At 59.5% G+C, this 14,017-nt stretch carries 11 protein-coding genes; 4 read left to right on the top strand and 7 right to left on the bottom strand.

All coding sequences use genetic code 11. From position 1 onward, the window contains the following. The 5 genes from HGO38_RS19485 to HGO38_RS19465 all read right to left on the bottom strand — a co-directional run bounded on the left by HGO38_RS19485 (nt 1) and on the right by HGO38_RS19465 (nt 8,606). Nucleotides 1-2,436 (bottom strand): hypothetical protein, encoded by a 2,436-nt coding sequence (locus tag HGO38_RS19485; protein ID WP_250957563.1) that lies wholly within the window; start codon nt 2,434-2,436, stop codon nt 1-3. A 50-nt stretch (nt 2,437-2,486) separates the two neighbouring features. After that, nucleotides 2,487-4,307, bottom strand: a complete 1,821-nt coding sequence (locus tag HGO38_RS19480) for a DNA cytosine methyltransferase (RefSeq protein WP_250957562.1) — start codon at nt 4,305-4,307, stop codon at nt 2,487-2,489. Nucleotides 4,308-4,884: 577 nt separating this feature from the next. Further along, a complete protein-coding gene (locus HGO38_RS19475) occupies nt 4,885-6,744 on the bottom strand; it encodes an AAA family ATPase (protein WP_250957561.1) in 1,860 nt (619 codons plus the stop codon). Between the two features lie 10 nt (nt 6,745-6,754). Then, entirely contained in the window at nt 6,755-7,381 is a 627-nt protein-coding gene (locus tag HGO38_RS19470) for a hypothetical protein (protein WP_250957560.1), read from the bottom strand. A gap of 1,021 nt (nt 7,382-8,402) precedes the next feature. Then, nucleotides 8,403-8,606, bottom strand: a complete 204-nt coding sequence (locus HGO38_RS19465; RefSeq protein ID WP_250957559.1) for a hypothetical protein — start codon at nt 8,604-8,606, stop codon at nt 8,403-8,405. A gap of 132 nt (nt 8,607-8,738) precedes the next feature. On the opposite strand from HGO38_RS19465, the gene HGO38_RS19460 reads away from it, so the two are divergent. Continuing rightward, the gene (locus HGO38_RS19460; protein WP_250957558.1) at nt 8,739-9,329 is read left to right on the top strand and encodes a type II toxin-antitoxin system VapC family toxin; all 591 of its coding nucleotides are present in this window, start codon (nt 8,739-8,741) and stop codon (nt 9,327-9,329) included. A gap of 12 nt (nt 9,330-9,341) precedes the next feature. Here HGO38_RS19460 and HGO38_RS19455 read toward each other — a convergent pair whose 3' ends face one another. Beyond that, nucleotides 9,342-9,542, bottom strand: a complete 201-nt coding sequence (locus tag HGO38_RS19455) for a hypothetical protein (RefSeq protein ID WP_250957557.1) — start codon at nt 9,540-9,542, stop codon at nt 9,342-9,344. Between the two features lie 312 nt (nt 9,543-9,854). On the opposite strand from HGO38_RS19455, the gene HGO38_RS19450 reads away from it, so the two are divergent. After that, nucleotides 9,855-12,005, top strand: coding sequence for a DNA cytosine methyltransferase (locus HGO38_RS19450; RefSeq protein ID WP_250957556.1), 2,151 nt, complete (start codon nt 9,855-9,857; stop codon nt 12,003-12,005). Between the two features lie 39 nt (nt 12,006-12,044). On the opposite strand, the gene HGO38_RS19445 is transcribed toward HGO38_RS19450, so the two are convergent. Continuing rightward, nucleotides 12,045-12,860 carry a hypothetical protein gene (locus HGO38_RS19445; RefSeq protein WP_250957555.1) on the bottom strand — a complete coding sequence of 272 codons (816 nt, stop codon included), beginning with the start codon at nt 12,858-12,860 and terminating at the stop codon, nt 12,045-12,047. Nucleotides 12,861-12,909: 49 nt separating this feature from the next. Here HGO38_RS19445 and HGO38_RS19440 point away from each other — a divergent pair, with 49 nt between their 5' ends. Both HGO38_RS19440 and HGO38_RS19435 read left to right on the top strand, forming a co-directional pair. After that, nucleotides 12,910-13,080 (top strand): hypothetical protein, encoded by a 171-nt coding sequence (locus HGO38_RS19440; protein WP_250957554.1) that lies wholly within the window; start codon nt 12,910-12,912, stop codon nt 13,078-13,080. A 591-nt stretch (nt 13,081-13,671) separates the two neighbouring features. Then, entirely contained in the window at nt 13,672-14,001 is a 330-nt protein-coding gene (locus HGO38_RS19435; RefSeq protein WP_250957553.1) for a hypothetical protein, read from the top strand. The last annotated feature ends 16 nt before the right edge of the window (nt 14,002-14,017 follow it).

Genomic DNA, 14,017 nt, shown 5'->3' with positions numbered 1-14,017 from the left:
TCAGGACATGCTTCGGGCGATGCGTATCGTCCGGGCCTTGCTGTCATAGATCGCCCGGCCGCGGTTGGCGGCCGATGCGAGAAATCTGTCGATCCATTCCGAGCCGCCTTTTTCAGCGTGCTCCTCGACGGGGACGAGGCGGGTGATGGAGGCGAGCGACGAAGCGCCGATGGCGTACTGGTATCGCCACGCTCCTTCGGAAAATCCGGGGGCCGCGTTACAGAGGACCCTGTCGGAAATCCATCGCGCCCAGCTCGAAGGAAGGAGAACGCGGGCGCGCATGGCCTGCAGGATCCCGTCGTAATGCAGAAACAGCGCGCCGCGACCGCGCTGATGATGCGCAAGGATAGCCACCGACGGTGAGACGTAGTTCTGCGTCGGCTTTCCAGAGACGACCGAGCGGTAAAGGAAGGGATTGTGGGATTCCTTCCTTTCGAGCCTGTAGAGACCGTCGGGAATTTTGTCGTCGTAGCGTACGGCGAAGAAGCCGCGTTCCTGGTCCAGCCTGCCAATCACCTGATAGCCGTGGACACCGTCGGGATCGCCCACGTCGGAGACAGCCTGGGTCGGGATGGGCTTTTCAGCGATGGCCATCCTTCTGATGAATTCCTGCCGCACACGCTCGCTGGGCGATCTGACGACGTAGCGGGGCAGCGACCACCGCGACAGGCCATTCCATGCCTCGACGGTGGCCCCGGCCGCTCCTGCAGCCGCATGGAGGCGTTCAATCACCGCAATGGGAGTGGGGCCGCTGATCCTGACGAGATCGGGGCCGACGCACTCACCCGACAGCGGCTGCTGCAGTATCCTGCGCGCAGGAAAATGGCGCAGCAGGGTCAGCTCCAGCCAGCCAGCGTCGGCGAACGAGCGAAGAATGTCCCATTCGGAAGGGCGGTCGTCCGCGGGCAGGCCTCTCAGAATGATTTCGACGGCTTCGGAGAAGGATAGCCCCCGCGCAGTTCTCTCGTAGAGCGCTTCCGCGATCGTCACCAGTTCGTCGCAGGGAGGAGTGCGCGTACCGCTCCATTCTTCGACGCTTATGGCGGTGGACGGCGCGGTGTCGTGGTGGAACTCGTCCTCCGAAATCTCCCTTGAGAAATCGAAGGCGAGGCGACGGCCGTCGCCTACCTCGTTGGCGCGCGGGACAAGCAGAATCTCGCGGTTTTCCCGGAGACTGCGGGCGATGAACCTTCCAGAATGGATGCCATCCGGAAACGACAGGCCTTTCTCGTGCCGAACCATGTCAATCGGCTTGCCGTTCTTCTCGACGCGGATGGCCGCCGGCAACGGGCCTTCGATCATTGGCGCGAGCGGCGAGCGGCCAAGGTAGGCTCCGCCAACCCTGATGCCATCGCGCCAGCCGAATTCCCTCGGGATGCCTTCTGTCTGGGCCCCGCCATCGACGCGGTTTCTGAAGTGGGCCACGACCCATGCGGCGTTCAACCCGGCAGCGGAGCGGATCGCTTCGGAAGCGCATTCGGCGAGCCTCGCGCGCTTCATCAGGAGGATGTTGGACGGCGATGTTGCTGCCCGGTATCTGCCGAAGCCGAGATTCTCGAGGAAGACGATCCCGCTCCGAATGAGCTTTCCCAGAGGCTTGGGAATGAACTTGAGCGCCTCCTCGGGGGTCGAGATCGCCACCCGGTCGCCAAGTGGCGAGACCCGGAAGAGCTCGTGATCCCCGAATTCGCCTTCTGCAATCTCTATGTCTTCAAGTGCGGCCTGTTCCGCCACGATGGAATACCAGGCCTGCCAGAACGGCGTTTCCATGTATTCCCGCATGCCACGTTTCCACGCGTCATCGAACTTTCCGAAGTTGTACACGAACGACTGCATCGTCTCCCCGCGCATCTTCGACGTCTGGATCTTGTTGGCGACTGTAAGGGGGTCGAGAAGTTTATCCGGAGGAATAATGTCCCTTGCTTTTCGCAGTTCCACTTTGTGGCGCCAGGTCGGAAAGGCCATCTGCAGCGTGCGGCCGATCCGGCGAATGTGAGTGGGAATGTTCTCAGGCAGCACAAGTTCAATCCGGTGTTCCTGCCAGAGAAAATCCTTCAGGTGCTCCCACATCAGATCGAGGCCGTTCATCGGGAACCCGGTGAAGTACTCGTTAAGCTGCTTCGCAAGGAGGTCGTCGCGGAAATCCCGGTCCCCGGGCTGTCTTGTCTTGGTCGTCTGCATCCAGCAGAGGAATACGAGGATCCTTACATAGTCCGGCGCATTCCCCTTTCGCGGCGCCACATCTCCAGCAAAGCGTTGCTTGAGGATATCAGTGTGCGGAAGGCTTCGGATGAGGCGCTTCCGGGCCTCTTCCAGATCTGCAACGCCGAAGATATCGAGAAGGTCCTCGTCGGCGACATAGACGCTGGCTATAGGCCCAGTGCTGCCAGGAGCCAGAAAATATCTTTCGATGCATTCCGCCTCGAAGTTTCTCAATATGTCTTCCCCCTCCCTAAGACATCCCTGATATGAAACCCGCCCCTACTCTATCGGCAGCTATGGCGGTCGGCTGCGGCTTTGATCTTCCGTCGCGGCGGCTCGGGATGAAGGACAAGATGCGGAGCCTTCAGCGACGCGCGCTCCGACAAGTCCGTCTCCTCGAAGGTCAGCCGGGCGAGAAGGAGAGTCCCCTTGTCGCTTCCGAGCAGGACAGCCGCGCCGTCCTCCTGAATGGCAAGCGGGGGCAGGTTCGAGACCAGTCGTTCGGAGAGCTGGTCATGCAGCAGCTTCAGGCGCGCACGAAGATAGCGCACGGGAACGTCAAGTTTCATGATTCCTGCTCGGGAGCCCAGTATGGCTAGGAGCTGGACGATGGCCCGGTCGATCGCGTCGACATCCCCTTCCCGTGTCAGCGGCAGCACGATCATGCCTTCGGGGTCGATGCCGCGGCGCTGCTGCTCCTCGTATACTGCAACGAGATCCTGGTCGGTGAACTTATCACGGGAAGCGCGCCACTCGTCGCGTCGGCGGTAGCGTGGTGTCGCGTTGCTCAGACGGTATCCGTTAGCGGCCACCGCGTCGGCCGGGATCGGCTCGCCCCATCCGGCCGGCCAGTACGTGCCGCTGCCGTATCCGTCTCCGGAACGCTCGGAGTCGTTCTTCTTGTTCATGTAGCGCTTGACCATCGGGGGAAGCTTGCGGCCGCTTGCGATCACTTCGGATGTCATTCTGGCGGGTACACCGTCTCGCGCGCCGTCAAGGAGATGGCGCACAAGCTGCATCATGAAGAACGGCGGCACCGCATTGCCCACCTGACGGTATTGCGCGTGCCGGGAACCGAGGAACTCGAACGAATCCCTGAACCCCTGAAGCCGGGCGCCTTCCCTGACCGTCAGCGCGCGATCATGCGTCGGATGGGTGAAGCATCCTGAAGTCACGTTGGCGAAGCCGGCGGAGATCGTATAGGCGGGAGCCGCCTCGTGGAGCCGTCCATAGAGAGTGGCGTAGTCGGTGAGGCGGACCCGGCGGAAGCGGTCGGGAAGCAGCTCAGGAGGAATGTCCTTCCAGCAGCCGCCCTGAGGAACCTTCGAGACCCGCTTCCTGTTGATCTCGGAAAGATTGTTGGCGTGATGGTTTGGCGCCTTTCCGGCGCCATCGCGCACGAACCTCTGAAACGGTGTCAGCGTGGTGGCTGCCTCCAGCGACGCGACCGCAGACCGATCCGTGTCGCAGTCAGTCAGGTCGGAGATGGCCTCATGGACGTTCACATATTCCGGCAGCGTCCCGGATGCGTCCGATGCATGCGTCGGCAGCGGGAAGTTCGCCGGAAGGGCGTCAAGGGTGGCGACGAGGATGAAGCGGTTGCGGAGCTGGGGCAGTCCGTAGTCAGCCATGTTCACGACATCGGCGAACACGTTGTAGCCCCTCTCCTCGAAGAGCTTGAACAGCTCCTTCACGATCACGAGATTCTTTCCGTAGACTACACCGGGAACGTTCTCCATGACGACGCGGCGCGGCTTGCGGCCGACGGCGGCGAAGCCGTCCAGTAGTCTTATGAAGTGGACGAACAGCGCGTTGCGCGGATCATCGAGGTGGAACACGCCCATCGTGCTGACCGCCTGGCAGGTCGGCCCCGCGAAGAGCCAGTCGATCTTGTCGATCCCTGCCCGCTCGATGACGTCGGCGGCGGAGACAAGCGAGACGTCGCAGCAGTCGACCAGAGCTTCGGGATGGCTGTTTCGGAAGGTACGGGTCGCATCGGTGTCGATGTCCAATGCCCATTTAACTTCGAGATCCGGTATCGCCGCGCACGCGCCTGCCGACATACCGCCGCAGCCGGAATAAAGGTCGATTGCTGTCTGCCCCATGATTCCCCCATACATTGAAGCAACAGTAGCAACACAACGCGTATGCGGCGACAGTTTTGTTGACTTGGAAGGAACTTTACACGCAAATACCGTCGGTATGTCAAAGACATGCGACGATAAGCGCAAGTGCATCGCCTCGTACCGTTCATCAGACTACGCGGGGAGATCGCTGACGTATTCCAGCGGCTGAAATGCGGATAGCATGAAATCCAGCAGCAACATACTGTACCAATTGCTGGATCGATCGAACCACTAAATGGATCGGTACTGCTTGTCGAAGTTGGACGAAGACGGCTACGGCGGCACGAGCTTGTAGCCTTCAGGGCCGCGTGCCCTCCACGATCGACCACGTGTCCCGAGATCATCAGCGTTTGCGGAAGACAAGGCATCTAGTACAAAGGCAACGGATCGCTAGTGATGAGCGTGAGGTAGCCAGCGCCACTGAACTTTATCTCAGTCCCCACCCACGCGCGGAACGTGGGAACACGTAGAGCTTTGCTCCCCGACCCATGGAGCTGGGGGCATAACGGCACCGGAAGGTGCCGTTTTCCGTGCATCATCTCAAGCCGCAGACTGATTACCGGGGAGCGCGTCCAAGCAGTCGAGCGACATCGTGTCCGGACATTACCTCTCGCTCGCTCAGTATCGCGATAAGCGCCTCCGTATCTGCGCGGCGGCTCCGGATGATCTCCACTGCCCGCGCGAGCTGCCCCTTGAGAAGTCGCTCAACCCGGCGTCGGAGCGTAGGATCAGAACGGCGCAGTTCATCGAGTTCCTCGGATGTGGAAACGTCGAAGAACTGCAGACTGCCCAGACCTAGGTTGGCGAGCATGAGTGTTCCGATGTCGACGGCCCGCTGAAGATCGGAACCCGGCACCCCACCCGATCCATCGAAAACCTCTCCCAGGATCACCTGCTCGGCCGCCATCCCGGCCAACAGCATCGCGAGTTCATTGAGATAGGATTGGCGAGAGCGGTTGCCTCCCCTCGCCCGCTGCCATTGCACGTGCCCAACACTTCCCTCGTGATGCCCGATCTCGCGGGCTACGACGATCATGACGATCTCGCCGATCATCAACTCGAGACCGACGACGGCATGTCCCGCCTCGTGCACGCATGCGGCCCGGAGTTGTTCTCCTTGGACTGGCATCGAGGGTGGAACGAGGCCGAGCAGATCACCAGTGTCGACTTCCCGACCCGCCCGGCGAGCGAGCCTTCGAGCATCGCGGGCAAGCTGTTCGATGTGGGCTCCCGAGTATCCGGCGGTTGCGGCGGCGATATCCTTGAGATGGTTCTGTGGAATGGCATTATCCAGATGCAGGCCCAGCATCTGCTGGCGGGCGGCCCTGTCGGGCAGTTCGATCGCCACATGGCGATCCAGTCGCCCGGGCCGTCGGAGCGCGGGATCGATATTGTCCGGATAGTTGCTGGCGGCGATCACGACAACGCCTTCCCGACTTCCCGAGCCATCGAGAAGCTCCAGCAGGGCGTTGACCACCTGCAGGGAGTAGTTCGCGTTGTCGCCGCGGAATGTCCTACGGTCTCCGATGGAGTCGAATTCGTCAATGAATAGGATTGTCGGGGCCTGTTCCGCAGCATCCCGGAATGATTTTCTCATGGCTCCGAGCATATCACCGAGGTGGCCCTTCGACTGCCATCGGCCGCTGGACGTCGGCATGAAGGTCGCGCCACATGACCGGGCGATCGCGCTCGCGAACAGGGTCTTGCCCGTCCCTGGCGGCCCGGACAGCAGCAGCCCAGCATCCACGTCCCGCCAACGAAGCCGCCCTTCCCGCCATGCGCCGAGATCCTGGACAAGGTCGAGCGCCCACGTCTTTGCCTGACCATAGCCCTCGAGATCTTCAACCCTCGGCTCCCACCTGTCAGCGGCAGGAGGTTCCGACACCGAAAGCTTGCGGAGGACGACGTCGATCGATCTGCCGCGCCGGAGTGCGGCGAAGAGGAGCTTTGACGGATGCGAGCAGAGGACGCAAGCCGCCTCCGGCGTGACGATCGTCCCCCAGGCCTCCTTGATGGCCGAGATCAAATGCCTTGGCCTGATCGGCCCGACTTCGACGACACGATCGACGGCGACGAGAATCTCGAGAGGAATCGTTGCGCCGTGTTCCACGAGGACAATGACCGAGCCACCCCTCGATACCTCCAGCGCCGCCTCGGCCGAATAGGTTTCACCACGCTTGCCGAGCACGACCCGTGCGATCGAGAACTGGCCTGCAAGCCCCGACTTCTTGAGCTCCTGTCCGAGCGCGACCTCATAGGCCTCGAAGTTGGCGTCCTGTGGAAACACGATCGCCGCTCCCCGATCGGATTCCGAGACCTTCACATAGATACCGCAGCGCCGCAGGGCGACACGGATGGCGTAGGCATAGGTGAGGGTTTCCAGCGTCGCGGGACGCTGGACTGGTGTCCTGGACATGGCCGCCTCCCTACTTCGCGGCGCGGCGGACCACGGTGTCCGGACCGATGAGCGCGGCATCAAGATCTACTTCGAGAAGTCCAGAAAGGACCATCGAAGCGATGGTGTGCATGGATTTGCTCTCGCGAATTGCGGAAAGGCATTCGGTCAGGGTCAGCGTGCCCATCTCATCCAGTGCGGCAAAGATTCGCACGCGATCCCCGAGAGGCACCTCGGAACCGACGTACCGCATAAGGTCCTTGGAGTTTTGGAGACGAATCTGATCGAGCTCGAGCATCGAAACGGGCTGGAGCCGGTAGCCCATCTGTTCGGCGACCCTTGGAAGCCAGGAGGGTCCTCCGGTACTTGTCTGCCAGATCTCGACTAAGCGCGCCTCGGACGACGTTTCGACGGCCAGGTCGACATGCCACCATCGTGGCCGGGCGGCCCCGCTCTGGTTGACGATCGCTTCCGGCGTGCATCTCCAGGAGATGACGTCCGGGTCAAGGTCGAGCAGGCACGCGTAATCTCGGACACGCTGGCTGCGGAACAGCGGATCTCCGATGCATTTCAAAGTCAGGTATGGCGGGTAGGGCTTGTAAATATTGCGGAAATCGCAAGCATCATCGCCTGCGGCATGCGCGAATCCAGTCTTCATGACCATCACTCCAAGAATACGGAACTTGTGGCTCCACGGGATCGGTCCCGTGATCCGTCATCGTATTCGGAGGGTGAGGGTTCGGAGTTTTCTCATGTCTGGACCATATAGAGAACAAACTCACGGACGTCAATTGTGGGCCTGCAATTTCCTGAGGCACGCGAAGCCGGGATACAACATCCCGACGGTAGCAACCATCTCGCTTTCATGTCTGGTCGCGCATCGCGGCGGATTGACCATCCATCGCGGCATCGTCCGAAAAGGATCCCGATCGATCCTGCCTCGCCGGCACGATTATGGGATGCAGCCTGAAGCAACCCCTGACATGGAGAACTCCGGCTTCCTCGCTCGACGGAATCGCCTGCAACGGGGCCAACTTGAGAAATTCCGGCGAAAACAGAAGCGCCTGCAGTGCTCTATCTCTTTGTTTTAACGCAATTCCGAACGGGAAACCGGATCCCAATTTTGCTGGAATTGCTCTAAATACCTTTAGCACAAGGATAGAATAACTCCTTTCAACCGGCTGACCCCGCTGGGGAGCATCAATGCCAAAGATCTCCAATCGATTGCGTTATCTTCACTGCCCCCAGATTGATCTGAGGCCTTTGCCATAGTTCAGTTTCTTTCCTTGATGCGCCGCAGCGGAACTGATCGGTTCAAGCCTCGAAGCAGCGACCGTTACCCATCGCCATTTTCGCGATCCAGGTCGTTGTTCCTTGACGAGACTAATCGCAGAGCGCCGCATCTGAGCCACCCTGACATCAGCTCGCTGTGGCGGATTGAGCCGCGCAAAGCCCTCCCACCTCCGGTAAGGGAAGTGAGGATACGGGACGGTAATGGCGCTGCTCCTGCAAACGAGAAGCTTGTACGGTGCTTTTGCGAATTTCCGTCACCGTCGGCGCCAACGATTCAATCATTTCAACCAGTGCGGTAGGCCGAAGTAATCGAAAATCGCCCCCCCCATCTTGTTGGTTTTGCCATCGCCGGTTACGGTTCCGCACCGTAGTTGCAGAAAACTTGATTAGAGATTGATATCGTCATCGTCCGGAAGGGGACCGGGACGGGAGAACAACTCTTCCAGTGTCCGTTTCCCAGGTACGAACGTCACGTCAAATCTGCCGTCGGTGTCGACCACTCTCTGAGTGCCGCGTGCTTTAGCCGCGTCCAGAACCTCCTGGATGCGGGCCTCGGCCTCGTGTCTCTGCCAATCGGAGTTATGCGTCATCTGGGCCTCCCTCGGACGACTTCATGCCAGCCTAAGCAGTATAATGATCGAATTGAATCCCACTTCGAAGTTAATCAACATAAAGATCCCTGACGACAGGTTTTTACAGTGCGGACAGACCCTATTCTTCTAATGGATACGGATATCGTCAGCCTTATGGGCCGTGTGAAATCGCCGCCGGGACTGCGCCCCTGGCTTTTGCGAGTCGGCACACATCGTCTTGCGCTCTGCTATCCGGTCATAGCAGAACTGCAGCGCGGAGCCCACCTCCGGGTGAAGGACGATCCCCATAGAGCGCTTCTTATCACCAACTGGGTCGATGAACTCATCTCCATCGCGTTTCCGTTTCCGGAAATGACCACAGAGGTGGCAACGATCTACGCCGGGATGACATCTGTTCCCAGCCTCCGGCACATGTGGACCGTTCAGCACGGCCAGAAGAGCAACAGGCTCGGACACGATTTGATGATATCGGCCGTCGCCATCGTCCACCGAATGCCGATCCTCACAGCGAACGTCAACGATTTTCTCGAGATCAACGAGCATTTCCGTCTGCCTGGCGTGTATCATCCCATGAAGGCACGATGGTTCGTGGATCCCGGTTTCGAGGTGCCGCTACCCTATTTCGATCCAACCGAGCCCGACCCGCACGAAAAGGCTCTGCCCAAGCTCACCAGCCCCAGCGCCTACGGTTCGGTCGTCCCGGGAAGCGACCCACAATAGCGCACCGAAGTTCTACTTGTCCGGCTCCTTGGAACCCCACCTCTTCAGACTTTCCCTGCGTTTCCCCTGGGATACGATCTTGCGGCCGACCTTGGCCCACTCGAATCCCACCTTTGACAGTGCATCGCCAAACGTTTCATTGTCGTCCGCCATTTCCCCGATCGAGCCAGCGTCGCCGGCTTCGCCCTCATCCTTCTTCCCATGGTCTGGCATGCCAACTCCGATTTCGACAGTCCGCCGTCGCGGGGATGTTACGAGCTTTGGCCTACATACTAACCCATTTTGCAGCGTGCCTGAAGGACGCCGCTACAACGCCCACGTGGGGTTTTCCGAAATCGGGTAGTGATTGCCATCAGCGCCAGAGCCGCTTGAGCACATAGGATCTGCCCAAGCTCCTGAAGGCGCCGGACACCCTCCCGCTGACGTGACCGGCTATCTCCGAATAGGATAGCTAGAGTTTTAATCAATCCCTTTCCGGGACAGCAACTCCGCCACGGTACGACTACCAAAAACGGAGAGCCTGCGATGGCGCGGAAAGTAAAAGACAAGCCGGTGCTCGATGATGCCCGGGCGAAGGCCATGGGTAAGGCGAAACGGGAAATCTTGAAGGTGCATGCCGAAATCGGGGGACGATTCTTCAAGCTTGGCAAACTCATCGAGGAACTCGAACACACCGCCCCGGAAATCGACTTGCGAGAATTCCTGAGCACGGAGTGCGCCATAGACCGGGCCGAGGCCAATACGCTGCTGCGCTTCGGGGAAATTTTCCGCGGGCGGGAGAAAACCATCGCCAAGGTATACCTGCCGCCCTCCGCGCTGATGGCGATCGCGCAAGCGGACGAAGCCACCCGCATCGAAGCCTTCACCCGCATTGATGCCGGGCTGCGGCTGGATACCGATGATGTCGACGCTCTCAAGACCGATCTCCGCCGCATGTCCCGGTCATACGACGAGAACCGCAGGGATGATCGGCTGTCCGCGCTCGAAGACAGGGCAGCTCAAACCGCGAGGTTGACCGCAAGGACCCTGGAACGGCGCGTGGACGAGTTGCTCGACATGATCCACGAATTCTTCGAGGAGCACCTGCTGGTACCCGAAGGCTGGGGAGCCTACGAGTACGTTGTCGACATAGAAAGTGCCGACTACAAGGCCAGCCATGCAAGGATTCGATCCGAGGCTGCCGCCGCACTCGATGAATTCGAATGGGTCTATGGGTGCCAGCACCTTCCAGGACACGAATGGCAGTCCGCCCTCGCCCGGGGCGATGAACTCGGCCCCGGCCTTGCCAAGGCGCACCTGTCGCTGAAATCCTTTGCGACCGGACGTTTCGGAGAACCGATGGGCTTCGATTTCCAGACAGACGAATCCCAAACCATCGGATTCGACATCTGGGAGGGGCTGGTGTTCCTGTCTCCCGACACGAAGCAGATCGGAAGCCCCTGGAAGGATCCGGTTGCCCGACCTCCGTTCCGTCTGAACTGCGTGGAGATCTGCGCTGGTGCCGGCGGGCAATCCATTGGCCTCCATGCCGCAGGATTCGACCCTGTCGCACTCTACGAGAACGACGAGGACGCGGCAGCCACGCTTCGACGGAACTGGTACCGTTGGAAGGTTATCAGGAAGGACGTCAGAAATGAATCCTTCGTCCGCTATCGTGGTGTCGACCTGGTGGCCGGAGGAATTCCCTGCTTGTCTTATTCCCAGGGCGGTGACGGACTGGGAAAGATGGACGACCGCGACCTGCTGAACGAAGCCGTTCGAGTCGTACGAGAGGCGCAACCCAAGGCTTTCTTCTTCGAGAACGTTCCGGGTTTCATGTTCGACAGGCATTCAGACCACCGGGCCCAGGCACTCGCCGCGTTCCGCGATCTCGGCTACGAAGTCACGATCCAAAAACTAAAGGGCAAGGACTTCGGCATCGGGCAAGCTCGGACACGCATTATCATTGTCGGCTTTGCAGACGGTCTGTTGCATCGTTTCAACATGCCCCGAACCGCTGACGCGAGCACCGTCAATGTGCTGGAGGACCTGTTGATGGTGCATCGAACACCTCCGGAGGCGCGCACTCGCGATGGAAAAACCGGCGCTGGTTACTCCGCTGAACAGAAGCGTTTCGACGAGTGGGCAGACCACTGGATCACGGAATACGGTGAACGATGCACGCCGACCATTGCCGGGATCGCCAACGGCGCTCAAGACAAAACGGCCAAGGCCTGGGCGGCAGCCGGCTTCGATGTCAGAAAGCTAGCCGGCGGCCCGCCGACCCCTGCCGATATCACAGGCATCGACTATCTTCCAAGTCTCACGATCCGGATGCTCCAACGCCTCCAGAACTTTCCGGACGAGTGGGTATTCTCCGGAGATCGCAGCCAGCAAATCCGGCAGATCGCCAACGCATTCCCTCCACGACTAGCACGATCGATCGCGCAGTCGATTTACACGGCACTTACCGGGGTCACCTTTGATCGGAGGAGCTTGATGACTTCGCCTCTTCCACGCGGCTCGATCGGTGCAACACCGCCGAAGATCAATCTGAATGCGGGGCGGTACGAGCCGGATGATGGTGTGCCATCCGAGACCTGGAAGACGAGGTTCAAGCGAGGCGTCGCCATGCCGGGTGACGGCTGGCCGGAAGGCGAACCATATCCCGGCGATCGGACATGGGACGACGCATAAACCTTAGACACTCTAGGAAGCAGAGGGCAGTCCCCTCGTCTAACGGCTGTGCCTTGGCAGATTCCTCGGGTCAAAGAGCACGTCTAATACCTGTTCCATTTCCGCATTTTCGTGCTGGCGGATCTCCAGCACCTTCCTGCCATCGATGGTGATGAGCGCCGGAAGCTCTTCATCAAAAGGATAGGAGACTCGAAACTCTCGGCCCAGCACATCCTCGAAAACGAAGCTCTCCGTCTCCCGGACGCTGTCACGTTCGACGATCACTTCCTCGACCTCGTTGACTTGAGTGGTACCACGAACCGCCTCTTCCCACGCAAGCGCGAAAGCGGTGGATTGGATGATCCTGGGCCGGGAATAGTCGACGTCGATGACGGTATACGTCATCATCTCCTCTTTCATGCCCGCGAGTATCTCCTCGTCGGTGCCTTCTACGCGATGGCTCGTATCCTGCACGTACCACCAGTGGATCCACCCGTTGTCGCCAACCTCGATAAGATCGTAGCAATTCACGGCAACCGTCGCATCCTGAAGAGTGACATCGCGGTCTACGTCCACGCCGAACCAGAGTGACATAGGCGAGAAGACCCTGGGGCCGGCCTGGAAACGAACTGCCAGTTCTCCTGCATTCTCCTCGGTCACCATGGTCAATCCAAGGCTCCTGTACGCCGGACCGAGCGCCTGCTCGATCTTCGCTACCACGCCCTTCACGTTTTCCCGCATCGTCAGCCTCCCTTGTGAGCCGTCTTGCTCACCAGAAAGCTGCGAGGTGGTGATGCAATCGACAACGGATACCGACAGTGTCTCGGCCCGTCTCGATGAAGGCCGTGTCGGGACGAGAAATTCAACCGGAGTCATCGAGCTATCTTCGCTGAGATCGCGGAGAGAGTATCAACCGGATAAGTATATGAAGATCATCGACAATATTCGCAACGAAGGATTCGCACATAAAGTTGACACGCGCGAAATGGGAAAGAGAGAAAGAATATTACCGACCACACCCAAGGTCGATCTGGAATTTTCTATAGCAAGCACCGTTGACGTCAGGCGATTTTTCGTCCTGAATATTCTTCATTGAAGCTGGCGAGTAGCACAATGACCTACCATTTCGCAGCCATAGCCGGGCGAATAGCCCTTCGGTCGAGGATCGTCGTCTAGCGGACGGTGCGCGCCATTGCGCGGGCGCCTGGACCGACTGAAGTATCCGGGTCATCCAAAAAAAAGTGAACCGACCTTCATTTTCCCTCCATACGGACGAAAAAAATCCGAGTATGTACTTGTTCCGACCCGAGGCTCCATGCCCCGGAAGCTCAGTTTGTGCTGATGATCGAAAGGAACCACACATGCGTAATATATGCTGCTAGCACCTGACCCAGGCCATGCCTAGGGCGTAAGCCCAGCGGCTGCCTGGCGAGCAACCCTGCTTCCCAAACATCTGAGACCATGATCCCGACGTCCACCGTCGGGACGGCATCGTGCGTCCTGCATCACGACAACCAGGAGGATTCAGACAGTGAAGCCTGCCATCGAAGAACCGTGCCCGCTGTTCGCGGCACCAATGCGCCCCCAACACTTCGTCTCACACCGAGGACCGGCTCAACCGCTAATGCTGGATTCTGTAACCGAATCCGGCCGCACACACAAACGTTTCATGAATAGGGAGATTGAAATGGACAATCGTAGAACCTGCGATCTCATGCAAAACGCCCTCGACATCCTCACCGAGGGATCGAGAACCGCCGATTTCCGCCGGGAGTTCCAATACGACGAACTCGAGCAAGCGACCATCCAGGAAGCACTCGGCATCGCAATGGATTTTCCCTCTCGCCAACGCGAGGCGTGGGAATTCATGGCTTCTCTGCTGACCGACATGAGCAGCAAGCTCGAGCAGCTCGATGCTCCGCCACTGCGATTTCCCTCGTACGAGGCATTTCTCGGCCTGCTTCGCACGAAGACTGTGGCGACGGAAGTGGCGCCGCCGGGCAGAACTGCCAGTTGACCTCCATGATCGCCAA

Origin of the sequence: Rhizobium sp. CG5 (assembly GCF_023701945.1) — a bacterium.
Lineage (GTDB): Bacteria > Pseudomonadota > Alphaproteobacteria > Rhizobiales > Rhizobiaceae > Allorhizobium.
The sequence above is the reverse complement of the archived record's forward strand: the minus strand, read 5'-3'. Positions and strand labels throughout refer to the sequence as shown.

What these genes read in the sequence shown, in the direction of transcription:
- HGO38_RS19465 (WP_250957559.1), bottom strand. Translation starts at nt 8,606, where the DNA reads ATGACGCATAACTCCGATTGGCAGAGACACGAGGCCGAGGCCCGCATC.
- HGO38_RS19470 (WP_250957560.1), bottom strand. Translation starts at nt 7,381, where the DNA reads ATGAAGACTGGATTCGCGCATGCCGCAGGCGATGATGCTTGCGATTTC.
- HGO38_RS19475 (WP_250957561.1), bottom strand. Translation starts at nt 6,744, where the DNA reads ATGTCCAGGACACCAGTCCAGCGTCCCGCGACGCTGGAAACCCTCACC.
- HGO38_RS19435 (WP_250957553.1), top strand. Translation starts at nt 13,672, where the DNA reads ATGGACAATCGTAGAACCTGCGATCTCATGCAAAACGCCCTCGACATC.
- HGO38_RS19440 (WP_250957554.1), top strand. Translation starts at nt 12,910, where the DNA reads ATGAAGATCATCGACAATATTCGCAACGAAGGATTCGCACATAAAGTT.
- HGO38_RS19480 (WP_250957562.1), bottom strand. Translation starts at nt 4,307, where the DNA reads ATGGGGCAGACAGCAATCGACCTTTATTCCGGCTGCGGCGGTATGTCG.
- HGO38_RS19455 (WP_250957557.1), bottom strand. Translation starts at nt 9,542, where the DNA reads ATGCCAGACCATGGGAAGAAGGATGAGGGCGAAGCCGGCGACGCTGGC.
- HGO38_RS19445 (WP_250957555.1), bottom strand. Translation starts at nt 12,860, where the DNA reads ATGACTCCGGTTGAATTTCTCGTCCCGACACGGCCTTCATCGAGACGG.
- HGO38_RS19450 (WP_250957556.1), top strand. Translation starts at nt 9,855, where the DNA reads ATGGCGCGGAAAGTAAAAGACAAGCCGGTGCTCGATGATGCCCGGGCG.
- HGO38_RS19460 (WP_250957558.1), top strand. Translation starts at nt 8,739, where the DNA reads ATGGATACGGATATCGTCAGCCTTATGGGCCGTGTGAAATCGCCGCCG.